Source organism: Rhizobium sp. 1399, from assembly GCF_031455475.1.
In the GTDB taxonomy this organism is placed as follows: domain Bacteria; phylum Pseudomonadota; class Alphaproteobacteria; order Rhizobiales; family Rhizobiaceae; genus Rhizobium.
In genome coordinates, this window is sequence record NZ_JAVDSU010000002.1 from 123928 (window position 1) to 147099 (window position 23172).

Sequence of the window (23172 nt, forward strand, 5' to 3'; positions counted from 1 at the left end):
CCGGGCGTGAGCCCGGCAGCCATCAGACCTTCCCGGCAGTGTGCCGGGAAGGTCGACACCACTTCCAGAACAAAAACGGGGACAGAGCTGCCGTTCCGGCGGAACGATGGCTGCTGCGCAGGAAACAGATGTCATGAGCGGCCATATCCTTGCCATCGACCAGGGCACGACATCGTCACGAGCCATCATTTTCGACCCTCAGATGCGAACCGCATCGTCGGCCCAGACGGAGATCACCCAGCATTTCCCGCAGACCGGCTGGGTGGAGCATGATGCGAACGAGATCTGGAACACGGTGCTTTCGACGGCCCGCGATGCCCTGGCAAAGAGCGGCGCAGCACCCGGCGCAATTGCTGCCGTCGGCATCACCAATCAGCGGGAGACGACCGTCGTCTGGGAAAAAGCCACCGGCCGGCCGCTCCACAAGGCGATCGTCTGGCAGGACAGGCGTACGGCGGAAATGTGCGACCGACTGAAAGTCGATGGCTATGAAAAGCTCTTCACCGCCAAGACCGGTCTGCTTCTCGATCCCTATTTTTCCGGCACGAAGCTGCGCTGGCTGCTCGACAATGTCGAGGGACTGCGTGCCCGTGCCGAAGCCGGAGAGGTCTGTTTCGGTACCATCGACAGCTGGATCATCTACAAGCTGACCGGCGGGCGAGCGCATGTCACCGATGCGACCAACGCCTCGCGAACCCTGCTCTACAATATCGCCGAGAACCGCTGGGACGACGAGCTTCTCGAGATCCTGCGCATCCCGCGGGCGCTGCTGCCCGAGGTCAAGGACAGTGCCGACGATTTTGGCACGGTCGATCCTGACATCTTCGGCGCGGCGATCCCGATCCTCGGGGTCGCGGGCGACCAGCAGGCGGCGACGATCGGCAATGCCTGTTTCGAACCGGGCATGGTGAAATCGACCTACGGTACCGGCTGTTTTGCGCTCCTGAATACCGGCGACGATCGCGTGCACTCGAAGAACCGGCTGCTCACCACCATCGCCTACCGTTTGAACGGCAAGACCACCTATGCGCTGGAAGGATCGATCTTCATTGCCGGTGCGGCCGTGCAGTGGCTGCGTGACGGTCTCGGCATTATCGGAAACGCATCGGAAACCGGTGCTCTGGCTGACAGAGCCGATCCGCAGCAAAGGGTCTATGTCGTGCCCGCCTTCACCGGCCTCGGTGCTCCCTACTGGGATCCGGAGGCGCGGGGCGCGATTTTCGGCCTGACGCGCAACAGCGGCCCGGCGGAGTTGGCGCGCGCCGTCCTGGAATCGGTCGCCTACCAGACGCTCGACCTGCTCGTGGCAATGCGCAGCGATTGGGGCGACCATCCGATCGAAACGGTGCTGCGCGTCGATGGCGGCATGTCGGCCTCCGAATGGACCATGCAGCATCTCGCCAACATTCTCTCAAGTCCGGTCGATCGGGCGGCGACCTTGGAGACGACAGCGCTCGGTGCAGCCTGGCTTGCCGGATCGAAGGCCGGTGTCTGGCCGGACCGGACGGAGTTCGCACGCGCCTGGGCGAGTGACCGTAGCTTTGAGCCCGATATGACTGACGTAGACAGGCAGGCGAGAATTGTCGGCTGGCGCAACGCGATTGCGCGAACGCTCAGCACGGTGACCTGACCTAGCGCGGACCACCACCGTGAAACGAGCCGGGCGGTGTCAGGCCGCCCGGCTCATCGATATGTCTTGCTTCAAGCGTCGATCCGGTTCTGTGTCTGCCGGTCGAAGAAATGCACTTTCGGGGTCGCAAAGGACAGCTTGATCCGCTGCTCGGGTTCAAGGTTCACACGCTCGCGCACAACCCAGGTGAGTTCCTTGCCCTCGACCTCGACGGCGACATGGGTTTCCGAACCGGTCGGCTCGATGACCTTCACGATCGCTTCGACGCCCTCATCGCCACCGAGCGAAATATCCTCCGGACGGATGCCGAGCGTCAGCGACTTGCCAGCGGAATTCTCCGGCGCTTGCGAGAGTTTGACGCGGGCGCCGCCGGGAAGAGCGAGGCTCGGGCTACCGGAATTCTCAAGCGTGCCCTCGAGGAAATTCATCGCCGGTGAGCCGAGGAAACCGGCGACGAAGATATTGCGCGGCCGGTCGTAGAGTTCGAGCGGGCTGCCGATCTGTTCGACGTGGCCACCCTGCAGCACGACGATCTTGTCGGCCATGGTCATGGCCTCGATCTGGTCGTGCGTGACATAGACGATCGTCGTCTTCAGGCGCTGATGCAGCGCCTTGATCTCGGCTCGCATCTTGACACGCAGCTTCGCATCGAGGTTCGACAGCGGCTCGTCGAAGAGGAAGACCTTCGGATCGCGAACAATGGCGCGGCCCATGGCGACGCGCTGGCGCTGGCCGCCCGAAAGCTGGGCCGGCTTGCGCTCCAGCAGCGGCTGCAGGCCGAGGATAGCAGCAGCCTCTCCCACCTTTTTGTCGATCTCTGGCCGCTTGGCGCCGGCAAGCTCCAGCGCAAAACCCATGTTCTGGGCGACCGTCATTTGCGGATAGAGCGCGTAGTTCTGAAAGACCATGGCGATATCGCGGTCCTTCGGCTGCAGATTGTTGACGACGCGCCCGTCGATGCTGATCTTGCCGGCGCTGATCTCCTCCAGGCCGGCGATCATGCGCAAGAGCGTGGACTTTCCGCAGCCGGACGGGCCGACGAGGATGACGAACTCGCCATCGGCAATCTCGACATCGATGCCGTGGATGATGTCGACCGAACCGAAGGATTTCTTGACTTTGTTGATGCTCAATCCGGACATGGGGGCTCCTTCTATCCTTAGCGCTTCCTGCGCACGCGCAGCGCCTGATGCGGCTTGCGGGGAAGCTTGACGCCGAAAGCAGCATCCGGCTTGCCGCCGCGCACGATCGCGCCATGACGGGTGGGATGCGGGACGGGTGCAGCGACCTTCTCGGCCGGTGTGATCGTCATCTCCCAGGTATCGATGATATCGACATCGTAATTGTCGTCGTCGAGCGGCAGGCCCGATGACCAGATGACCGGCTGGTGCTCGCCGAGATAGATCAACCGGAAATCACCATCACCGTCCCGTGCGCCCGAGACGCGCGACCAGGGCCATTCGCCGATGACGCCGAGCGGCTCCAAACCGTGCTTCACATCCGCCTCGAGCAGATCGCGCAGGAAGCCGATGCGCTTCCAGGCCTCGCCGCGCAACTGACCGCCCTTGGCCCACCAGATCAGGTCCTCGGGATGTGAATAGGTCTCGCCGTGGCCGGCATAACCGCCGCGCGCCATGGTGATCCAGTAGCGATGCACCAGTTCCTGAGCCGAAAGATTGCCCCAGGACTGCAGGATGTCGCCTTCATATTCCGGCTCGTCGTTGACGACCGGCTTGCCATAGGCGTTGCGCCATTCCTGCGTGCGCTTGACGTCGGGGTTCTGGATGCAGGTATGGGTGACCCAGGGCTTGCGATGGTCGAAATTTGCCGTCACGTCGCCATTATGGATCGAGCGCAGGTGCTGGTAGGGATCGTTTTCTTCCAGGATATGGAAGTAGCGGTCCCACTGCTCCATCGGCTTGGTATCAATCAGGAAGTCATATTCATTGGCAAGCGACCACCAGACATTCCGGTAAGCAGAAAGCCGCGCCGCGAGATAGGCGACATAGCGGAAATCCTGCTCGGCCGACATGTCGGCATAGCCCCAGCGGTCATAGGGGTGAAAGATGATGATATCGGCCTCGATGCCGAGCGCGCAAAGGGCTGCCACCTGCCGGTCGAAATGCTGGAAGAGGGCAGGGTTCGGCCGGTCGAAATCTTCCTTGCCGTCAGCGCCCTTTTCGAAGCAGGCATGTAGCGGCTCATTGGTATTATAGGGATAGTCCTTCGGGAAGACGCCCATGCGGATCTTGTTGAAGCGGGTTTTCTTCAGCGTCTCCAGTGTCTGGTTCTGCATCTCCAGCGGCTGATGCGTCCAGGCATAGCAGGTCGTGCCGAAGGAGAAGAAGGGCGTTCCGTCGGCATAGCCGAAATGGAACTTGTTGCGCACGTGCACCGGCCCATGATTGCCTGCCGACGGCGCAGCTGCTGTAAACGAACCCGTCTTGCCGTCGAGTGCCGACGTCTTTGAGCGCGTCTTGAAGGACCATTCGCCCTCGACGTCGGGCATGAAGCGGATGCGGTAGGTGCCGTTTCCGTCATAAAAGCCCGGCACGCGGACCTCGCGGCTCTTTTGCGTGAACACGGCATCGAATGCCACGTCGAGATAGGGATTGCCTTCGGACGGGCCGGCAAAGGCCGCTTCGAACACGCCCCATTTTTCGACTGCTGCATCGGACATTCTGTCTCTCCTCGTAAACAAGATTTCGGTCAGCCCTTAACGGCCCCGGAGGTCAGTCCGGACACGAAGTAGCGCTGGAACATGAGATAGACGATCGTCGCCGGTAGCACGGTCATGACGATCGCGGCGTTGAGCTGGCCGTAATTGCTGGAAAACTGCCCCTGGAACGACATGAGGCCGAGCGGCAGGGTCCACATGTGCTGGTCCTGCAAAAGGACAAGCGCCATGGCGAATTCGTTCCAGGTGGAAACGAAGTCGAGGATCAGCAAGGCGGCGAGAACCGGCAGGCAGACGGGCAGGAAGATCCGCCGGAAAATAGTGAAATGCGTGGCGCCATCGATGAGGGCTGCCTCCGACAGCTCCTTCGGAATGCCCTTGAAGAAGCCGTGCAGGATGAAGACCTGATAGGGAACGCCGAAGGCGATATAGGGCAGGATGACGCCCGGGTAGGTGTCGATGAGCCCGAAGGAATTCACCAGCGTGAAGAGCGGTGCGAGCATCACCTGGAAGGGGATCATCGTGCCGAAGACCACGAGCAGCAGGAGCGCCTTGCTGATCTTCAGCTTGATCTTGGCAAGCGCGTAGGCGGCCATTGCCGACAGCGCGAGGCCGAGCGGCACCTTGATGACGGTGATGATGACGCTGTTGAAGAAGGAGCTGGCAAAATTGCCGCGGCTCCAGGCGTCGGCGTAGTTTTGAAAGGCGAGTTCGGTCGGCGGCATGAAGGCGCCGGTGCTGGTGACCGCGGCCGGCGTCTTCAGTGAGGTGAATACGATGAAGACGAAAGGCGCGACCCAAATCAGCGCGACAAGGATGAGGGCGATCCACAAGCCGATGAGGATGGGGTCGCGCTTCAGGCGAAGGGGCTTGGTATCGATGTCGAGATCGTCGGCTTGCGCTCCGAGAACTGTCACGATTCGACCTCCTCATGCTTTTGCGTCCAGCGCAGATAGGGGATGACGATCGCCATGGTGATTAAAAGCAGCACCACCGAGATCGCAGCACCGCGGCCGAAATCGAAGATCTGCATGGCCTGGGTGAAGGCCCAGAGCGCCAGCATCTGGGTCGACTGGGCGGGACCGCCGCCAGTCAGGCCATAGACGATGTCGAAGGCCTTCAGCGACGAGATGATGGAGAGAACCAGAACGATCGTAATAGTGGGACGCAATGCCGGCAGCGTAACATGCTTGAAGACGGCCCAGCGGCCGGCGCCATCGATGCGGGCGGCTTCCACCAGCGTCTGCGAGACGTTCTGAAGACCTGCGAGGAACAGCACCATCGAGAAGCCGACGGTCTGCCAGAGATAGGCGATGAAGACGGAATAAAGCGCGATATCCTTGTTGCCGAGCCAGTCCTTGATCCAGGTCTGCATGCCCCAGGAGGTCAGCATCTGGCTGAACAGGCCGAAGAAGGGATCGTACATCCACTTCCACATGGTGGCGACGGCGATCGGCGCAATGATGACGGGCAGGTAGAAGATGGCGCGCAGGCTGTTGCGGCCGAAAATCTTCTGGTTGAGGCTGAGCGCCAAGAGCAGCCCGACCAGCGGCGGGAAGATCAGGCTCATCAGCGTCCAGATCACGGTATTCCGGAAAGCGACCCAGAAGACCGGATCGCGCGTGAAGATCGCCGTATAATTCGCGAGGCCGACGAAAGGCCGTTGCGGATCGAGCCCGTTCCACTTCTGGAAGCTGATAATAACCACGTTCAGCATCGGGTAGAGCGCGAAGATCGCGTAAATGGCCAGAGCCGGGACGAGCAGGATGAAGGCCTGCATGCGTGGATCATGAGTTGTTTGGCGCAATGACATGCTCACCTCCGGGCAGGGCACGACCCTGCCGGTCTTGCGAATGCGGCGCCAGCCGACCGACATTGTGTCGGCCAGCCGGCGTCTCGGGAGGAGTTAGGTTCTACCGGCGATGAAGGCCTGCATCTGCTTGGCTGCTGCGGCCGGCTCGATGCTGCCGGAGGCAACATCGTTGATGACGCGGAAATATTCCGTCGTCACGTCAAGCGGAAAGGCCTGGTCGCCATTCATGTAGATCTTGCTGTAGGTCTTGAAAATATCCAGCCACTCGGCTTCCAGAGGCTTCTGGTTGGTGTACTGGACATTCTTGTTGACCGAGATCGAGCTGATCTGGCCGACGAGATCCTGCTGCACTTTCGTCGACAGGAAGTAGTCGATGAATTTCGCAGCCATGTCCGGGTTCTTGGTCTTGGTGCTGATGTAGTTGTACTCGGCGAAACCGTAGAGACGGTTGGTGTTGGTCGGGAAGGGGAAGATTCCGTACTCGTCGAGATTGACGCCGCTGCCGGACAGCTGGCCGACCAGCCAGTCGCCTTCCAGCATCATCGCCGCGCGACCGGCGGTGAAGAGACTATAGGACTGCTTGTTGTCGATGCCCATGAAAGGCTGCAGCGTATAGTCCTTCGTCCACTTGGCGAATTCGGTGAACGCGTCGGTCGCGCAGGGCTCCTTCGACCAGTCGAGCTTCATCAGCTTCAGCTGGTCGTGCTTTTCAGCACCGCACTTGGTTTCCAGGATCACATCCATCAGGCGCATGACGTGCCAGTTGACGGTGCCGCCGAAGGTGAAGCCCGGAATACCGGCTGCCTTCAGCTTGTCGGCTGCGGCCAGAAGCTCGTCATAGGTCTTCGGCTCTTCGGTGATGCCGGCCTGCTGGAAGAGCTTCTTGTTGTAATAGACGGCCTCACCCTTGAAGGTGAAGGGCGTGCCGTGCTTGCCGCCCGGATAAAGATCGGCAAAGGCAGCCGCAGAGGGAAGCAGCTCGTCGTTCCACTTGTATTCGGTGTAGTACTTGTCGAGCGGCAGCGACAGGCCGGCCTTCACGTATTCGCCGCCGAGGCCAAGGCCTGCCCAGCTGAAATAGATGTCCGGGCCGCGGTTGGAACCGGCAGCGACGCGTAGCGCCGTCTTGTGCTCGTCGACGGCGCGCTGGACGATCTCGATATGGGTTCCCGGGTTTGCCGCTTCGAAGTCGCTCGCAACCTTCTTTAACGCGACGTTGGCGGCATTATTGTCGAAGTTCAGCGTCCAGAGCGTGATGTCCTCGGCCTTGACGGGGGTGACCGCAACAGCCGCAATTGCGATGGCGGCCATGCATGAAGACTTCAATTTTGCAGAAAGCGTCAGCATTACGTCCTCCTCTTGTAAGCTGGAGCCTTTCTTGCCGGATGCTCATTGACATGTCAACTGGTATGATGAGCTAACCATAGGAATGGGCGTCTTATGATCGCTGCCAGTTTCGTTGAGGCCCTGGGGGCGGCCGCGGCCGGGGAGGATCCGTTTGTTGGAATGGTTATTTCAGGTTGGAAAACCTGGCGCCTTCTAGCTTCGGCGTCCAGCCTCGATTGAGAGACGCCGAAAATCTGCGCCACGCCGGGGTGTGACTACGGTCGGACTAAGCCCTCCCTTCGTGGCGGGCGCTAGTCTAATCCTGACTGAGAGAGAATCCGACCTTGATCGCCGCTACGCATTAGCTGCCAAGCAATCGCGGAAACGCTTCAGTTTTGTTCGCGGTCACTTTTAGTGAGCGCTTCAGCAACGTGTGGCCGTAGCTCTAGCGCCTCTACATGCCTTCATGGGTTTGTGTAGGACCGGGCAAGCCGAGCAGACCTTCGTGCGGTCGAGGGCGGGGCGCCATGCGTCTCGATATGACGGACTTTGAGGCGTCCATCGCCGCGAGGCTGCACCAGCCAGTCATGGCCCGGACGATCTCGCCCGGCTCGGAGGTCGGGCTGCGTGATTGGACGACGCCCGGCATCCAGAATGGATAATTGCGTCGTTTCACATTTTGGAGATTTTTCCTACGATCTCTTACGAAATCTCGGGAGGATTTCGGCGTATCCACGGACATCGGCCTCTAACCGAGTAGCGTGATGGATCATCGCCAGGGGAGGTTGCTGATGATGTCGAATACGCTGACGACCGCTCTCCAGGATTGGCGCAAGGGACGGCGCGCGGAGGTCCTCGATCTCAACGGTCACGTGGTCGAAACCTCGAAAAGGGCGGGCCAGAGCGCGCCTGTCAATCAACGGATCGTCGAGATCGCCCGCGCCATCGAGCGCGGCAGCCTTTCGGCGCAACCGCCAAACGCCACCCTTATCGAGGCATGAATGGCCGTTACCGGCCGGAGCAACAGTATGAGAGGAGAAGTTCATGGGTTGGGATGAGACGCGCGGTCCGCGGATTGCATTTGTTGGAACGGGCGCGCAAGGCGCGTCCATCGGGGCGGATTTCGCCTTGGCAGGCCTTGATGTCACCTTCATCGAGCAATGGCCGGAGCATGTGATGGCGATCCGTGAAAAGGGCATCACGGTGAACCTGCCGAAACGCACCATCAATGCGAAGGTCCCGGCTTTACACCTGTGTCAGGTCGCCGAAATCAAGGAACCCTTCGATGTCGTGTTCCTCGTGGTAAAAGCCTACGACACCAAATGGGCATGCCAGCTGATCGAGCCATGTCTGGCGCCTGATGGGCTGGTCGTCGGTCTCCAGAACGGCATGACGCATGAGGATATTGCCGACGTGGTCGGCCGCGAGCGGACGATCGGCGCCGTCATCGAAATCGCCTCCAATATGTTCGTGCCCGGCGTCACCAACCGGCAGAACGATCATGACACGTCCTGGTTTGCGCTCGGCGCGCTCGATCCGAAGACGCAGGATCGCGTGGAAGCAGTCGCCGATCTGCTGCGCAATTCCGGCACGGTCGAAGTGATGGACGACATTCGTTCCGCCAAGTGGATGAAGCTTGTCGTCAATGCCGCCGAACTTATTCCGTCGGCCATTATCAATCTGCCGCTCGCCGATGCAGCGCGCGCACCGGGCATGCTCGAGGTCATGCGGGCCGCCGGATATGAGGCGATGCGGGCAGCACTCGCCGACGGAGCCAAAATCGTTCCGATCATCGGCATGCCGCCGGTGACCACCAATCATCCGGAACGTTATGTCGATCAGATCTTCGACGAAGTGCTGAAGACCTTTTCACAGGCCGACACATTGACGACGTCGCTGCAGGATTGGCGCAAGGGACGCCGAGCGGAAGTTGGGGAGGTCAATGGCTGGGTTGTCGATATACTGCGCGTGCACGGACAGGAAGCCCCGGTCAATCAACGGGTCATGGACGTGGCTTTTGATATCGAAGCCGGTCAGATCGATGCGCGACCGGAGAATGCAGCACTACTGATCGAGGCATACCAGGCCGTGATGGCACACAGCTAGGATAAGAACAGGCGGCTTTTTGGGGCCGTGGTAAATATCCACGGCCACCCGTCGTCGTTCATCGCCGGTGCATTTTGATTGGCTAAACCGTGCTTTGCCGTGTCCAGCTCCTTTGCGTGGATTTGAGGTTTTCTTCAATTTGAGCGGCGGCGTGCTCAAGTGCAAACCGCGGCGTCTTATTGCCGAGCAATGCCTCATGGATCTCTTCGCCGAGGACCTTCTCGATCGTCGTATATTGTGGGATCTTTGGGCGCTGCCAGGTCTGCAGAAGGTTCTTCTTGGCGAGCTGGTCCACGAAACGCACGATCGGCGAACTTGCGGCAGCCTCCGGATCGGCACTGACGGAAAAGCGCGGCGCGACCGGAAATCCGTTTTTCACATGCGCTTTCATTGCTTCTCTCGATGCCATCCAGGCGATCGCATCGGCGGCCAGTTCCACTCGTTCCTCGGGCAGATTTGTCGGAATGCAGAAGAGAAAGCCCCCGATCGGCGAGGCGCGCGTGCCGCCCGGGCCAGAGGGCTGAGGCAGATATTCGACCCTGCGCTTGACGACCGACTGGACGTCATATTCGAAGCGAGCCGCGCGCATGGTCCAGAAATAGCCGAGACTTGCTTTTCCTTTGAGGAACACTGCGAGCGTCTGGTCCCAAGCCATTTCAAGGATCTTGGGTGGAGAGATTTCGAGCAGCCTGCGCATATAGTCAAGCGCCGCAAAACCAGCGTCGGACAGAATCGTGCAGCTCAATTCTTCGAGGTTGACGCCCTCAAGCGTGAAGCCCGCGCGGATCTTGCGCAGCGAAATCGCCGGTTGACCGCAGGCGCCCATGAAAAACAGGAAGCTCGAGGCGATCGGCATGCCGCGCGCACCATCCCAGACCGCGCCGAACATTCCCTCATCGGGAGCGTGAAATTTGCGACCGGCATTGATCACATCATCGAATGTCTTCGGGAACGACAGGCTCGCATCGGCAAACAGGTCCTTTCTCGCTGCAAGGACCTCGATGGTGCAATAGCCGGGAACGCCATAGTCACGCCCTTCCCAGGTCGCTGAAGACCAGATGGAGGGATGGAAATCGAGTGGGTTGATGCCCGTCTTCTGGATATATTGGTCGATCGGCCTGATAACGCCGCTCTCGGCGAATTCGCCGAGCCAGGGCATGTTGATGGCGATGACGTCGTAATCGGAAAGCCGCTTGGCGCCATTTTCGCGCGCACGTCGATAAAGGTCGGGAAGCGGCAGAAGGTCGAAATTCTTGCGCGAAGCGAGGTTGCTGCGGAAGTCGGCCCACATGTTGCGCATCGCGGAGAAATAATTATCGTCGTTCAGGAGAAAACGAAGCTCGATCTGCGATTCCGCGCGCTTCTGCACCAGCCGCATCGGTGGGATGATTTGCGAGCCGAGCGGTGTTCCGCCGAAATAATACTCATCCTCCTCCTCGCCTGCCCGCAGCCCCAATGTCTGCGCGAGCAGGGATTTCGTCTTGCGGGCATAAAGCTCGAAGGAGCGAAGCAATTGCTCGCTCGGCTGCAGCGCGAAGCTCTTTCCTGTCTGTCCCTTGGCGACCTTGAGAATGTAACCGGCATCGATGAGGCGATTGATCAATCGCATCGAGGTTGCATAGGGAAGACCGGATTCCTGCCCGAGCGTCGAGATCGAGACAGGCTGGCTCAGAATATGCGACTTGATCAGGAACGTGACGATAAGCCAGATCGCATCATCATCGGCCGCTTCGACGACCTCTCTGAAGGGGCGGCGTGTTTTCTCGATGAAATCGATGACGCGCAGCATTTCATATTCGTTCACGTCGGCCTCCCAACCGTCGCGCTGCCTGCAATCAGACTAGCCGGCAACTCTTCCGCTCGCCAGCCCCGTCAATGCGCTAAATGGCCTTGAGGGTGTGCGAAGCAGCAGCCTTTTCCCGGCCCAGGCCAGCAAGGCGCTCATATTGTTCGAAGAGCACGAAGAAGTCCTTTTCGGCAAGACCATCGGCGAAGGCTGCCTCGTACTGCTGGCGGATCATCGAGGCGAGATACATCGGAACATGATCGGATTTTGCCGCCCCAAGGATCAAGTCGAAGTCTTTCATCATCTGTGAGACGGAAAACGCGGGATCGAAATTGCGGTTGACCAGCAGGTCGCGCTTGTAGGCGATCAGCGGTGACGAGACAGCACTCTCGCAGATGACGTTGAGCATGGTCTCGACGGTCAGATTTCCCTTTAATCCAAGCGTCAATGCCTCCCCAAGAAGGGCTGCCGTTGCGCCGACGAGCGCATTCAGCACGAGTTTCAGATAGCGTGCCTGCTCGCCTTCGCCGAGATAGAACTGTTTCGCTGAAAAGCTCGCCAGAACGGGCTCGACCTTTTTATATGCCTGTTCGGGACCAGAGACCATGACCGAGAGCAGACCCGAGGATGCGGTGATCGTACTGCCCGAAACGGGCGCACGCACATAGTCGACGCCCTTGCGGTGAAGGGCTTCTGCAACTTCGGCCGAAAGCTCCGGCGAAACGGTGCTCATCTCCACCAGGATTTGGCCGGGCTTGAGCAGTTCGACAAGCGTGGAGGGTGCAAGTGTGAGCTGACGCAGCACCTCGTCATTCGGAATGGTCAGGATCACTATGTCGGATGCCTCGACCAGATCCTCCAGGCTGTGGGCGACGTTCGCGCCCTGCGCAACGACGGAAGCACGGTTTTCCGGAAGTGGCTCATAGACGGACAAGGCATATCCGTTCTCGAGGACGCGCCGGCTCATCGGCGCGCCCATCTTGCCGATGCCGGCCCATCCCACTTTCAACGTCTCGCTCATGCAAAACCTTCCTTCCCCGGAGGTGATCGCCAACCGGAATTCTCGATGCAGCTCTATGTCGAAGGAGCGCCAGCGAACCGGGCGAAAACATGCCTCAACTCGGCGCGAGCGCCGTCTCCTCCCGAAGAAATACTAGCGTCAGCCGAAGACCTATTGCTGCATTGAAAATATCCATTTCGGACAATTAAGGATTTGTCGAAGCGCAGGTTGATCCTCTAGCCTTCGCTTCGGATCGCACGGCGGTTCCTGTGGGAGGAATATTGCCGTCAACATGTTGGAGATGACGCGGAAGCCAGCGCTTCCGCGCTTGATCCCGCGTCCTCAGCGGTTCGGACAGTTCAGGGGAGGGGTAGATCAGATGAGGCGGCGGCCTGCCGTTCTGGTCGGATCCCCTCACACCGCAACCTGTCGCATTCGCCCTGTCCGTCACTTCTGACGGTCTCAGCTGAAGCGACGGGAATTCTATTAGGAGGGAATGCCATGAGTGGCTTGGTCAACGATAAGGTTGTCGTCATAACCGGCGCGGCGCGCGGTATAGGCGCGGGCATTGCCGCCGATCTTGCCGAAAATGGCGCGCGCGTGGTGATTGCAGATCTCAATCTTGATAGCGCGCAGCAAACCGCATCAAAAATTTCCTCTGCGGGCGGCAGCGCGGTTGCAATTGCCGTCGATGTCTCGAGCCGTTCCAGCGTCAGGGCGCTGATCGACGAAACCGTATCTCGTTTCGGCCGGCTCGACGTCATGTTCAACAATGCCGGCATCAGTCAGACCTGCCCCTTCATGGAGGTGACGGATGAGGATTTCGACAGGATCATGGCGATCAATGGCCGCGGCGTTCTGATCGGAACGCAGGAGGCGGCAAGGCAAATGGTCGCTCAGGGCGATGGTGGCAAGATCGTCAACACTGCCTCGATCGCCGGAAAGCAGGGCTACCCGCTGTTTGCCCATTATTGCGCTTCCAAATTCGCGGTTGTTGCGATCACGCAGGCTGCTGCCCGCGCGCTTGCAGAACACAAGATCACGGTCAACTGCTTCGGCCCGGGTGTCGTCAAAACCGAGCTGTGGGAACAGCTCGACCGCGAGTTCATCGAGCGCGGCCTGACGGAAAAGCCGGAACAGGCGATCAATGATTTTTCCCAATCGATCCTTCTGGGGCGGGTATCGCTTCCCAAGGATATCGCCGGCGTCACGACGTTTCTCGCCTCCCAGGCATCCGACTATGTCACCGGCCAGACCATCATGGTCGATGGCGGCATGGTGCTGATTTAAAAGGGCAAGCGCTGTGAAAGGACCGACCGGAAAGCGTCTTGCTTTGGGCATCGGACCGGTCTGCGACGGCGGCTCAATAACAAGTTCGTCATGAAAGGCGTGAAGATGAAGGCTGTACGGTACTATTCCAAGAAAGATATTCGCGTCGAAGACGTGCCGGCGCCAAGCGGCCGCCTGGGCGACGACATGGTGCTGATCGACCCCCTGGTTTGCGGCATCTGCGGTACCGATATCCACGAGTATATTGCAGGGCCGATCGTCACCCCGGCCACCCCCCATGTCTATTCCGGCGCCACGCTGCCGCAGATCCTCGGTCATGAATTTTCCGCACGTGTGCTGGAGGTCGGCAGGAACGTCACGCATGTTGCTCCAGGCTCGCGCGTCTCGATCCAGCCGCTGATCTCGCCGCGCGACGATTATTATGGCCGGCGTGGGCTCTTCCACCTCAGCGAAAAGATGGCCTGCGTCGGCCTGTCATGGGACTGGGGCGGAATGGGCGAGCGCGCCGTCGTCAATGGCTATAACGTCTTTCCGGTCCCAGACAGCGTCTCAGATGTTCAGGCAGCGATGATCGAGCCTGCTGCCGTCGCGCTTTACGGCGTCGATCGCGGTCGCGTCACCTCCGGAAGCTCGGTGCTGGTGTCTGGTGTCGGTCCGATCGGCGCCCTCGTGCTCCTGGCGACAAAGGCGGCAGGCGCCACGACGATTTTCGTCTCGGAACTCAATCCCAACCGCAGGGCGCTGGCCAAGACGCTCGTTCCTGAAGCGATTGTCTTCGATCCGCGCGAGACCGATACCGAAGCGCTGTTGCGCAGCCACACTGAGGAAGGCGTCGGTGTCGACGTCGCCTTGGAATGCGTCGGCGCCGAGGCGTCGCTCAATCTTTGCGCCAAGGCCGTCCGGCGTCAGGGCACGGTCGTGCAGGTCGGGCTTCACGTCCGGCCGGCGGCAATCGATGCAATGCTCTGGGCGCTCAAGGACATCACCGTCGAAGCCACCTGGTGCTATCCGGTGCAGATCTGGCCGCGCATCGCGCAGATGATCGGAGCGGGAATCTTCCCGGTCGAAAAGATCGTCACGGCGCAGATCGCCCCGGAGGACGTGGTCGAAGAAGGCTTCGAGGCCCTGATCGATCCGGCCGCCTCCCACATGAAGATCCTCGTCAACATGAAGGCCTGATCAAGGAATTTCCAAACGCCAAACCTTCGACGACCACGCCATTGCCTGAATTCGAAAGGAATTAGACATGCATTATGTTGTTCATTGCCTTGATCACGAGGGGGCTGTCGACAAGCGCCACGCCAATTACGACGCCCACAAGGCCTATCTGTCGACCGGCAAGACCAAGACTGTCATCTCCGGTCCGCTTCTGGCCGACGACAACGAGACCATGATCGGTTCGCTTTTCGTTTTCGAGGCCGATACCAAGGAAGAAATCGTTGCGTTCAACAAGGCCGATCCCTTCACCAAGGCCGGCGTTTGGAAAACCGTCAACATCCACGCGTTTAACAAGCGAGTGGACAATCGATGACCATGCGCGAAGATAAACCCGTCATCGCAGCGCTGGTCGGTCTCGGCTGGTGGGGTCGCAAGATGGCGAGCCTCGTCAATGCCGGGGGCGCGAAAATGCATTTCGTCCGCGGCATCGATCCCAATCCCGACGCAGCCGCCTTTGCTGCCGAGATGGGCTTGCAATATTCCCATGACATGGCGGAAGCGCTCGCGGATCCGACGATCGAAGCCGTTGTGCTCGCGACACCGCATTCGCTGCACCGGGAACAGATCGCGCGTGTCGTTGCAGCCGGAAAACACGTCTTCTGCGAAAAGCCGCTGGACCTGACCAAGGCTGGCGCGCAGGCATCGGTGGATCTCTGTCGCGATGCGGGACTTGTCCTCGGCATGGGCCACGAGCGTCGTTTCGAGCCGCCGATCGCTGCAATCCTGGAGGCTGCAAAATCGGGCAAGCTTGGCAGGCTTCTGCAGATCGAGGCGAATTTCAGCCATGACAAGTTTCTGGCACTCGATCCCTCCAATTGGCGGCTGAAGGCCGATCAGGCGCCAGCAGGCGGCATGACGGCGACCGGCATCCATCTGACCGACCTCTCGGTGAAGCTGATGGGCCCTGCCGCGGACGTGCGCGTCGTTTGCGAAAATCTCGCGTCTAGCATCCCGCAGGGCGATACGATGAGTGCTCACATCCGTTTTTCAGGCGGCGGCACGGCCTATGTCTCGGCAACGCTCGCCACCCCCTTCATCTCCCGCTTCGCCGTCTTCGGGACGGAGGGATGGATCGAAGTGCGCGACAGGGCCCATGTCGAGGCACCCGATGGCTGGGTGGTGACCGAAGGCTGGAAGAACGAGAAGATCACCGTTCGTGAGCTGCCACCCGCCGAACCGGTCCGTGACAATCTGAGGGCATTCGCCCGGGCGATCCGTGGCGAGGCGCATTATCCGATCACCGGTGAGGACATGATCAACAACATCGCTCTGCTGGAAGCGATTGTACGCTCCGCAAAGAGCGGCACGCTCGAGAAGGTCTGAGGAGAAGGACATGAAAGCTCTGGTTTTCGAGGCTCCCGAAAAACCCGTCGTCGCCGAGGTTGGAATACCGGACCTGTCGCCGAACGAGGTTCTCGTCCACACCAAGGCGGTTGGGATCTGCCACTCCGATTATGAACTGCTTGCCGGCCGCTACATCATCCCGATCTCCTATCCGGTGACACCAGGGCACGAATGGAGCGGCGAAATTGTCGAAGTCGGACGCAACGTCCAGGGCTTCAGCAAGGGAGACCGCGTTGTCGGCGAATGCGTGGTGCGCACGCCTGAGCGCCTGCATCATTTCGGCTTTTCGATCAGCGGCGCTGACCGCGAGTATTTCACGGTCAATCCGGAATGGCTTCATAAGCTGCCGGACGCCGTGGACGACAAGAAAGCCGCGCTGATCGAGCCGTTTACCTGCGGTTTTTATGCCGTCCTTCGTTCCGGCGGGACAAATGCCAGCGAAACCGTTGTGATCTCGGGTGGCGGTACGATCGGCCTTGTGTCGGCTGCAGCCGCCATCGGCATGGGCGCGCGCGTGATCGTCGTCGATCCGCTTGCCTCGCGCCGGGACGTCGCAAAGCGGCTCGGCGCAGACGTCGCGCTCGATCCATCTGACGGGGGTGCTGCAGAGACGATCCGCGAGCTGACTGGCGGAAAGGGGGCCGATCTCGTCATTGAGGCCTCCGGTCACGATGCCTCGCTTGCGGCAGCATTCGACTACGCGCGCGAGGAAGGCCGTGTGTCGATGGTCGGCATCAATATCGGCCGCAAGGTGCCGGTCGTGATCGGCCAGATTCAGATGAAGAACCTGACGGTGCGCGGTTGCATCGGCTCACCGGGTGTATGGCCGGCTGCTATTCGCTTTCTGGAACGGACAGGCATCGATCTGTCGCCGATCCAGACGCATGACTTTGCACTGACGGAGGCGGTCCAGGCCTTTGCCTTCGGACAGGATCCGACCAAGAGTATCAAGATCACACTGTTGAACGGTTGAACCCATGACAAAGCATGCCCTGATTGTCGGCGCGACCGGCATTACCGGAAGCAACCTAGCCGAACTCCTGCTTGCCGCGGGTGACTGGGGCGTATCGGGCCTGTCCCGATCCGTCAGCCCGATCGCCGGGGTGCAAACGCTTCAGTGCGATCTCGTCGATCCGGATTCCGTCCGTGGTGCGCTGCTCGGTCTGCGGCCAAGCCACGTCTTCATCACTGCCTGGTCGCGCCAGGAGACGGAAGCGGAAAACTGCAAGGTGAACGGGGCGATCGTCCGCAATGTGCTCGATGGCTTGCAGGGCGCAAGTGTCGGCCATGTCGCGTTGACGACTGGCACCAAGCATTATCTCGGGCCGTTCGAATCCTACGCCAAGACACAGCCCGAGACCCCTTTCCGCGAAGAGCAGGAGCGCCTGCCGGGGGAAAATTTCTACTATGTCCAGGAGGATGAGGTGTTTGCTGCCGCAGCCCGCGACGGCTTTACCTGGTCGATCCACCGGCCGCACACGCTGATCGGCTATGCCGTCGGCAATGCAATGAATATGGCTGCAACACTCGCAATCTACGCATCGATCTGCAAGGAGACGGGAAGGCCGTTCATCTTCCCTGGATCGCCGCAGCAATGGCAGGCGACGACCGATGTCACCGATGCGCGCCTGCTTGCCCGGCATCTTCGATGGGCCGCAACCACGAAGGAAGCGGCCAATCTCGCGTTCAACGTCGTCAACGGCGAGGTCTTCCGGTGGAAATGGTTGTGGCCGCGGATCGCCGCCTATTTCGGCATTGAGGCAGCACCCTATTCTGGTGCGCCCGACCCCCTCGAAAACCAGATGGCGGGCGCTGACGAGATCTGGAACGGAATGGTCAGAAAATATGACCTGCAGCCCAATGCGCTCTCGCGGGTCGCCTCCTTCTGGCATTCGGACGCAGATCTCGGTCGGCAGGTCGAGACCTTCAACGATATGGGCCGCAGCCGCAAGCTCGGCTTCATGGATTATCAGGACACGACCCAGTCCTTCACCGACGCTTTCGACCGCCTGCGCGCGGATCGCATCATACCCTGATTGGAGGAGGACCGCATGAGTGCCGACGTCACAGCACCGGTTTCGCCGGCGGGATATTTTACCGAGGAAAACTCGATCGAGACCGTCAATGCGCGCATGGCCAAGGACGTCAATCCGCGGCTCGCCAAGATCATGGCATCCCTCGTGAAGCATCTCCACAATTTCGCGCGCGAGATCGAGCTCACGCAGGAGGAATGGGAATTCGGCATCGATTTCCTGACCCGCACGGGCCACATCTGCACGCAGGAACGCCAGGAGTTCATCCTGCTCTCGGATACGCTCGGTCTTTCCATGCTGGTCGACGCCATTAACAACCGGCGGCCACAAGGGGCGACCGAAAACACCGTCTTCGGCCCGTTCCATGTCGAGGGCGCTCCCGTACGCCGTATGGGCGATCAGATCTGCCTCGACGGCAAGGGCGAAAGCTGTCTGTTCACCGGCCAGGTGCTCGATCTTAACGGCAATCCGGTAGCGGGCGCCCGCATCGATGTCTGGTCGGACAATGCGGAAGGCTATTACGACGTGCAGCAGCCCGATATCCAGCCGAAGTGGAACAATCGCGGTGTCTTTATCACCGGCTCCGACGGAGCCTACAGCTTCGTCGGCATCAAGCCGGTTTCCTATCCCATTCCCGATGACGGACCGGTCGGCAAGATGCTGGCGTCGCTCGGACGCCATCCCTATCGTCCGGCCCACATGCACTACATGGTCCGCGCCGACGGCTTTCAGAAGCTCGTGACGCACACTTTCGTCGGGAAAGACCCCTACCTTCAATCAGACACCGTTTTCGGCGTGAAGAAGACGCTGGTCACGCCTTTCGAACCTGTCGAGAACGGCGACACGATATGGCGCTCCGATTTCGATTTCGTCCTCACGCGCACCGGGCAGGCGCGCTAGGAGGCCGGCATGGAACACTTCGTCTATACCGGAAATCCCGGCCGCGTCATTTTCGGCAGCGGCACGATCTCAAGGCTTGCGGAGGAGGCCGATAGGCTCGGTGCAAGACGCCTGCTCGTGCTCTCCACACCGGAACAGGAAAGCCAGGCGCAGGATATCGCCGCTCATCTCGGTACGCGCGTGGCCGGAATGTATTCCAAGGCGACCATGCATACGCCGACCAATGTGACGGCCGACGCCATGCGACAGGTCGAGGCACTCCGAGCTGATGGCCTGGTGGCGATCGGTGGCGGATCGACGACGGGTCTCGGCAAGGCGATCGCCTATCGTACCGATCTTGCACAGATTGTTGTTCCGACCACCTATGCCGGATCGGAGGCAACGCCGATCCTTGGAGAAACCGAGGGTGGACGAAAGGTGACGCGATCCGATCCTCGCATTCTTCCAGAAATCATCGTCTACGATGTCGACCTGACGCTCAGCCTGCCGGTTTCAATGTCCGTCACGAGCGGTATGAATGCGGTTGCCCATGCGGTCGAGGCACTCTATGCCCGGGAGGCAAACCCGATCATTTCGATGATGGCGCTGGAGGGGATCAATGCGATCGTTCGCGCCTTGCCCGGGATCAGCCAGAACCCTGGAGACAGGATGTCCCGTTCGGATGCTCTCTATGGCGCCTGGCTCTGCGGTATTTGTCTCGGGTCGGTCGGAATGGCGTTGCACCACAAGCTCTGCCACACGCTCGGCGGCATGTTCAACCTGCCGCACGCAGCAATGCATACCGTCGTATTGCCGCATGCCATCGCCTACAATGCCAGTGCCGCACCAGCAGCGATGGACATGCTCGGCGGCAAGCTTGGTGCCGCCGATCCCGCCCAGGCACTCTTTGATCTTTCGAGGCGGCTCGGTGCGACGATGTCTCTGCAGGAGCTCGGCATGCCACAAGGCAGTGTAGGAGCTGCCGTCGAACAAGCCATGTCGAATGCTTACTGGAACCCGCGTGCTCTGGAAAAGGAAGGTCTGACCGACCTGCTCGAGCGCGCCTTCCGGGGCGACGAACCCCGGGCAAAATAGGTTCGCCGCCATCCGGGAGCGTTGGACGCGACGAGGAGTTTTGCGTAGTGGGGGCAGGGAAATCCGGAAATCCAAAATGGATAATTCCACTGTTTCCTTTGCTCAGAGTGCGGTTACCATCACTGTTGCGATGTCTCCGATATCCGAAATTGGACGGGAGACGGGGGCCGATTTGGCTACCAGGGAGGGAGAGGTCATGCTTGCAGTTCGTGTCGCACTATCCAATCCCGGCAGGGCGGCCGAACGCGAAACCTATCTCGAGGACCACAAGCGCCATCTGCGGTCCGGTCGGGTCGGCATCGTCCAGTCCGGACCGATCGTGGATGAATTCGGCGAAGGCAGCGGAGGAGTTGTCGTGGCTGACGTCAGTTCGCTGGAGGAAATGCATCGCTTCAGCGCGGAGGATCCCTTTGTCCTCCACGACGTCTATGCAAGCGTCGCCATCTACGAGTGGCGGCCAACGATCGGCGGCCATCGCTAAGATGACCGCATCGGGATGCCCGCGTGTCCCGGCAGCAGCTGATTTTCTGAGGAGGAGGGAAAATGAAAGCGGCAGGTACAATCAACTGGGACGAGATCCGCGACTGGCTCGCAGAAGCCGGGAGCATTTGCAGCGGATTTCACGTCGAGTACCAGGAATCGCGAAATCCGCCCCACCCACTGTCAGCGCGTCGACGGCCTAGCCGACTGCGACCTCCGCCAAAGGCCGGCCCATCGATAAGTTGGGTTTTTCCGAAACGGGATACCTGACGTCGGTCTCCTCTCTTGAACATTTGCCGAACGGGCCCTCCGGTTTTTGCCGGGAGCTCGGCGGCGGAGCCATGACATTCAGCGCGAAAGACAGACTTCGATGACGAACGCCTTTCCCATTGCTTCCAACAAGCATCCAAGGGGGACAATCTTGCCGATACCGCTGGCACGAAGCTTCGTGACCGTCGTCTTCTCGACGCTCGTTCTCCTTCTCGTATGCGCGGTCTTTGCGCCGTCGAGCCTGTCCTGGGGCGCGCTTTCGGGAAGCCTGCCCTTTGCGGCAATCATCGCCATTGTCGGTCTCGGTCAGTTGCTCGTGGTGCAGCAGGGTGGCTTCGACCTTTCCCTTCCTGGCGCGGTGTCGCTTGCCGTCGTCATCGCAACCCACTTTCCGCAGCAGAACGATGCGTTGCTCCATCAGGCAGTCCTTCTGTCGATTGGCATTTCGCTCGTCGCCGGCTCCCTGAACGGGCTTCTCGTCAGCATCTTCAGGGTGAACGCGATCATCACCACGATCGGCACCAATGCGCTGCTTTACGCAGTCGTCTTTGCTGTGTCGGGCGGCGTCCCCTCGATCACCACCAACCTTCTGGCCGAGATCGCGGGCGGCGAAAGTCTCGGCCTGCCAAACTCGGTCATCTTCGCGCTGGCGGGCATGGCGCTCGTGAGCTTCGCGCTCAAGAAAACGGTGGCGGGTCGACGGTTCGAGGCGATCGGTGCCAATCCTCTTGCCGCACGAGCTGCCGGCCTGAACGTGCGCATTCACCAGATGATGGCCTATGTCTATGCGCAGCTTCTCTATTGCATGGCCGGCACACTAATTGCCGGCATCACCCGCGAACCCACCGCCTTTCAGGGGGACAGCCTGCTGCTGCCCTCCGTCGCTGTCGTGGTTCTCGGCGGTACGTCACTTCTCGGTGGGCGAGGTTATCCCGTCTCGACGGTCATCGCTGCATTTTTCCTCAACCAATTGAGCCAATTCGCACTGACGGTCGGGGTGCCGTTTTCAGCTCAAACCATCATCCAGGCCTTGGCTCTGGGTTTTGGCATCGGTGTTTACTCGATCCGCTGGACGGTAAACCGCAAGACAACGACTGGGACAAGAAAAGTGGAGGACAAAACATGAAACATGCATCTCTCTCGAAATACCTGGCGCTTTCCGTTGTGGCCGCGACCACTGCATTCGCCACTACCGGTATCGCCAAGGCCGAGGCCCCATCCTGGTGCGGCCCGAAGAAGGCAACGCTCGGACTACTGGACGGTTATGGCGGCAACAGCTGGCGCCAGGTCACGACGGCCTCCGGCAAGCAGACCGTGGATCTTTGCCCCAGCATCACCAAGTACGAATATGCTGACGGTCAGGGCGACACGTTGAAATCGATCTCCGACATCAAGAGCATGGCGGCCAAGGGTCTTGATGCGCTTGTCGTCTTTGGCGATGCAGGCCCGGCCGTGCTTCCAGCCATTACCAGCGTCTTCAAATCCGGCAAGGTCGTCGTGCCCTATCGCGTCGCCGTTGGCGGCAAGGATGGCCAGAATTATTCGAAATTCGTCGGCGCATCCTTTGAAAACGATGGCGAAAGCTGGGGCAACTGGATCAAGAGCGTCCTGCCGAAAGGCGGAAACCTCCTCTTCCTCTCCGGGCCTGCCGGCAACAGCCAGGGCCTCGATGAACTCAAGGGCCTCAAGAAGGTTCTTGGCCCCGAATATGTGTTCGTCAATCAGGAGCCCTTCGCCGTCACCAACTGGGATCCGGCGCTGACACAGAAGGTACTGACGGCGGAAATCGCCAAGAACCAGAAGATCGATGTGATCATCTCCGACTTCGGTCCCTCTCTCGTCGGTGCGCTGCCGCTCTTTGCCAAACAGGGGAAGTCGATCCCGGCGCTTGCTACCTCTGATGGCAATTCGCTCGGCTGCTTCTGGCAGGACAACAAGGACAGCAATCCGGACTTCAAGCTCTTCACGGTCGCAACCGGCAACGACAATGTCAGGCTCGCGGTCCAATGGGCCGTCGCGCTTGCCACCGGCGGCACGCCGCCGAGCGAACAGGTCTTCAAGGCACCGGCCTTCGAGGATTCGGTATCCGGCAAGCCAAGCGCGGTGCAGTGCCGCAAGGATCTTCCGGGCGCGATCTACCTGTCCTCCGAACTTTCAGCCGAGGATCAGGCAAAGGCGGTCGGAAAGTAATCGTAAACATCCAGGACCTGCCCGAGCTCCGGGCA

At 60.2% G+C, this 23172-nt stretch carries 22 protein-coding genes; 15 read left to right on the top strand and 7 right to left on the bottom strand.

The window, feature by feature from the left end; all coding sequences use genetic code 11:
* The first annotated feature begins 133 nt into the window (after positions 1 to 133).
* Positions 134 to 1630 (top strand): glycerol kinase GlpK, encoded by a 1497-nt coding sequence (gene glpK / locus J2X71_RS06570; RefSeq protein ID WP_310380308.1) that lies wholly within the window; start codon positions 134 to 136, stop codon positions 1628 to 1630.
* A 71-nt stretch (positions 1631 to 1701) separates the two neighbouring features.
* On the opposite strand, the gene J2X71_RS06575 is transcribed toward glpK, so the two are convergent.
* From J2X71_RS06575 to J2X71_RS06595, 5 genes are all read right to left on the bottom strand, one after another.
* On the bottom strand, positions 1702 to 2772 hold the full coding sequence (locus tag J2X71_RS06575) for a sn-glycerol-3-phosphate ABC transporter ATP-binding protein UgpC (RefSeq protein ID WP_310380310.1): 1071 nt from the start codon (positions 2770 to 2772) through the stop codon (positions 1702 to 1704).
* Positions 2773 to 2789: 17 nt separating this feature from the next.
* Positions 2790 to 4310, bottom strand: coding sequence for a DUF5060 domain-containing protein (locus J2X71_RS06580; protein ID WP_310380312.1), 1521 nt, complete (start codon positions 4308 to 4310; stop codon positions 2790 to 2792).
* A 29-nt stretch (positions 4311 to 4339) separates the two neighbouring features.
* Positions 4340 to 5224, bottom strand: coding sequence for a carbohydrate ABC transporter permease (locus tag J2X71_RS06585; protein WP_007812244.1), 885 nt, complete (start codon positions 5222 to 5224; stop codon positions 4340 to 4342).
* On the bottom strand, positions 5221 to 6120 hold the full coding sequence (locus J2X71_RS06590; protein ID WP_007812246.1) for a carbohydrate ABC transporter permease: 900 nt from the start codon (positions 6118 to 6120) through the stop codon (positions 5221 to 5223). Before J2X71_RS06590 ends, J2X71_RS06585 begins: the two co-directional genes overlap by 4 nt.
* Positions 6121 to 6213: 93 nt before the next feature.
* Positions 6214 to 7467 carry an extracellular solute-binding protein gene (locus J2X71_RS06595; protein ID WP_310380317.1) on the bottom strand — a complete coding sequence of 418 codons (1254 nt, stop codon included), beginning with the start codon at positions 7465 to 7467 and terminating at the stop codon, positions 6214 to 6216.
* Between the two features lie 506 nt (positions 7468 to 7973).
* Here J2X71_RS06595 and J2X71_RS06600 point away from each other — a divergent pair.
* From J2X71_RS06600 to J2X71_RS06610, 3 genes are all read left to right on the top strand, one after another.
* A complete protein-coding gene (locus tag J2X71_RS06600; protein WP_310380319.1) occupies positions 7974 to 8108 on the top strand; it encodes a hypothetical protein in 135 nt (44 codons plus the stop codon).
* A gap of 102 nt (positions 8109 to 8210) precedes the next feature.
* Positions 8211 to 8447: a ketopantoate reductase C-terminal domain-containing protein gene (locus J2X71_RS06605; protein ID WP_310380321.1), complete on the top strand. Its 237-nt coding sequence runs from the start codon at positions 8211 to 8213 to the stop codon at positions 8445 to 8447.
* Positions 8448 to 8490: 43 nt separating this feature from the next.
* On the top strand, positions 8491 to 9552 hold the full coding sequence (locus tag J2X71_RS06610) for a 2-dehydropantoate 2-reductase N-terminal domain-containing protein (RefSeq protein ID WP_310380323.1): 1062 nt from the start codon (positions 8491 to 8493) through the stop codon (positions 9550 to 9552).
* Between the two features lie 82 nt (positions 9553 to 9634).
* Here the strand turns inward: J2X71_RS06610 and J2X71_RS06615 are convergent, their stop codons facing one another.
* Together J2X71_RS06615 and J2X71_RS06620 are read right to left on the bottom strand one after the other, a co-directional pair.
* Positions 9635 to 11356 (bottom strand): extracellular solute-binding protein, encoded by a 1722-nt coding sequence (locus J2X71_RS06615; RefSeq protein ID WP_310380324.1) that lies wholly within the window; start codon positions 11354 to 11356, stop codon positions 9635 to 9637.
* Positions 11357 to 11432: 76 nt separating this feature from the next.
* Positions 11433 to 12359, bottom strand: a complete 927-nt coding sequence (locus J2X71_RS06620; RefSeq protein WP_310380326.1) for an NAD(P)-dependent oxidoreductase — start codon at positions 12357 to 12359, stop codon at positions 11433 to 11435.
* A gap of 480 nt (positions 12360 to 12839) precedes the next feature.
* Here J2X71_RS06620 and J2X71_RS06625 point away from each other — a divergent pair, with 480 nt between their 5' ends.
* The 11 genes from J2X71_RS06625 (at position 12840) to J2X71_RS06675 (ending at position 23137) form a co-directional block, all read left to right on the top strand.
* Positions 12840 to 13628: a glucose 1-dehydrogenase gene (locus J2X71_RS06625; RefSeq protein ID WP_310380328.1), complete on the top strand. Its 789-nt coding sequence runs from the start codon at positions 12840 to 12842 to the stop codon at positions 13626 to 13628.
* 90 nt (positions 13629 to 13718) lie between these two features.
* Positions 13719 to 14807 carry a 2,3-butanediol dehydrogenase gene (locus J2X71_RS06630; protein ID WP_310380330.1) on the top strand — a complete coding sequence of 363 codons (1089 nt, stop codon included), beginning with the start codon at positions 13719 to 13721 and terminating at the stop codon, positions 14805 to 14807.
* A 67-nt stretch (positions 14808 to 14874) separates the two neighbouring features.
* Positions 14875 to 15159, top strand: a complete 285-nt coding sequence (locus tag J2X71_RS06635; protein WP_310380332.1) for a YciI family protein — start codon at positions 14875 to 14877, stop codon at positions 15157 to 15159.
* The gene (locus J2X71_RS06640; RefSeq protein WP_310380334.1) at positions 15156 to 16169 is read left to right on the top strand and encodes a Gfo/Idh/MocA family oxidoreductase; all 1014 of its coding nucleotides are present in this window, start codon (positions 15156 to 15158) and stop codon (positions 16167 to 16169) included. Before J2X71_RS06635 ends, J2X71_RS06640 begins: the two co-directional genes overlap by 4 nt.
* 10 nt (positions 16170 to 16179) lie before the next feature.
* The gene (locus J2X71_RS06645; RefSeq protein ID WP_310380336.1) at positions 16180 to 17163 is read left to right on the top strand and encodes a zinc-binding dehydrogenase; all 984 of its coding nucleotides are present in this window, start codon (positions 16180 to 16182) and stop codon (positions 17161 to 17163) included.
* A 4-nt stretch (positions 17164 to 17167) separates the two neighbouring features.
* Positions 17168 to 18226, top strand: coding sequence for an SDR family oxidoreductase (locus J2X71_RS06650; RefSeq protein ID WP_310380338.1), 1059 nt, complete (start codon positions 17168 to 17170; stop codon positions 18224 to 18226).
* 15 nt (positions 18227 to 18241) lie between these two features.
* Complete coding sequence (locus J2X71_RS06655; RefSeq protein WP_310380340.1) at positions 18242 to 19123, top strand: intradiol ring-cleavage dioxygenase; 882 nt, start codon at positions 18242 to 18244, stop codon at positions 19121 to 19123.
* 9 nt (positions 19124 to 19132) lie between these two features.
* Positions 19133 to 20197, top strand: a complete 1065-nt coding sequence (locus J2X71_RS06660) for a maleylacetate reductase (protein WP_310380342.1) — start codon at positions 19133 to 19135, stop codon at positions 20195 to 20197.
* Positions 20198 to 20393: 196 nt separating this feature from the next.
* Positions 20394 to 20678, top strand: coding sequence for a YciI family protein (locus tag J2X71_RS06665; RefSeq protein ID WP_310380343.1), 285 nt, complete (start codon positions 20394 to 20396; stop codon positions 20676 to 20678).
* 420 nt (positions 20679 to 21098) lie between these two features.
* A complete protein-coding gene (locus J2X71_RS06670) occupies positions 21099 to 22073 on the top strand; it encodes an ABC transporter permease (RefSeq protein WP_310380345.1) in 975 nt (324 codons plus the stop codon).
* Positions 22070 to 23137: a substrate-binding domain-containing protein gene (locus J2X71_RS06675; RefSeq protein WP_113320217.1), complete on the top strand. Its 1068-nt coding sequence runs from the start codon at positions 22070 to 22072 to the stop codon at positions 23135 to 23137. The genes J2X71_RS06670 and J2X71_RS06675 overlap by 4 nt, the downstream gene beginning before the upstream one ends.
* Positions 23138 to 23172: the final 35 nt, after the last annotated feature.

Bases quoted from the DNA above. Each gene is read 5' to 3' on its own strand.
- J2X71_RS06655 (WP_310380340.1), top strand. From the start codon at position 18,242: ATGAGTGCCGACGTCACAGCACCGGTTTCGCCGGCGGGATATTTTACC.
- J2X71_RS06665 (WP_310380343.1), top strand. From the start codon at position 20,394: ATGCTTGCAGTTCGTGTCGCACTATCCAATCCCGGCAGGGCGGCCGAA.
- J2X71_RS06575 (WP_310380310.1), bottom strand. From the start codon at position 2,772: ATGTCCGGATTGAGCATCAACAAAGTCAAGAAATCCTTCGGTTCGGTC.
- J2X71_RS06610 (WP_310380323.1), top strand. From the start codon at position 8,491: ATGGGTTGGGATGAGACGCGCGGTCCGCGGATTGCATTTGTTGGAACG.
- J2X71_RS06660 (WP_310380342.1), top strand. From the start codon at position 19,133: ATGGAACACTTCGTCTATACCGGAAATCCCGGCCGCGTCATTTTCGGC.
- J2X71_RS06620 (WP_310380326.1), bottom strand. From the start codon at position 12,359: ATGAGCGAGACGTTGAAAGTGGGATGGGCCGGCATCGGCAAGATGGGC.
- J2X71_RS06580 (WP_310380312.1), bottom strand. From the start codon at position 4,310: ATGTCCGATGCAGCAGTCGAAAAATGGGGCGTGTTCGAAGCGGCCTTT.
- J2X71_RS06630 (WP_310380330.1), top strand. From the start codon at position 13,719: ATGAAAGGCGTGAAGATGAAGGCTGTACGGTACTATTCCAAGAAAGAT.
- J2X71_RS06590 (WP_007812246.1), bottom strand. From the start codon at position 6,120: ATGTCATTGCGCCAAACAACTCATGATCCACGCATGCAGGCCTTCATC.
- J2X71_RS06650 (WP_310380338.1), top strand. From the start codon at position 17,168: ATGACAAAGCATGCCCTGATTGTCGGCGCGACCGGCATTACCGGAAGC.
- J2X71_RS06595 (WP_310380317.1), bottom strand. From the start codon at position 7,467: ATGCTGACGCTTTCTGCAAAATTGAAGTCTTCATGCATGGCCGCCATC.
- J2X71_RS06640 (WP_310380334.1), top strand. From the start codon at position 15,156: ATGACCATGCGCGAAGATAAACCCGTCATCGCAGCGCTGGTCGGTCTC.
- J2X71_RS06635 (WP_310380332.1), top strand. From the start codon at position 14,875: ATGCATTATGTTGTTCATTGCCTTGATCACGAGGGGGCTGTCGACAAG.
- J2X71_RS06645 (WP_310380336.1), top strand. From the start codon at position 16,180: ATGAAAGCTCTGGTTTTCGAGGCTCCCGAAAAACCCGTCGTCGCCGAG.
- J2X71_RS06625 (WP_310380328.1), top strand. From the start codon at position 12,840: ATGAGTGGCTTGGTCAACGATAAGGTTGTCGTCATAACCGGCGCGGCG.
- J2X71_RS06675 (WP_113320217.1), top strand. From the start codon at position 22,070: ATGAAACATGCATCTCTCTCGAAATACCTGGCGCTTTCCGTTGTGGCC.
- J2X71_RS06605 (WP_310380321.1), top strand. From the start codon at position 8,211: ATGGATCATCGCCAGGGGAGGTTGCTGATGATGTCGAATACGCTGACG.
- J2X71_RS06600 (WP_310380319.1), top strand. From the start codon at position 7,974: ATGCGTCTCGATATGACGGACTTTGAGGCGTCCATCGCCGCGAGGCTG.
- glpK (WP_310380308.1), top strand. From the start codon at position 134: ATGAGCGGCCATATCCTTGCCATCGACCAGGGCACGACATCGTCACGA.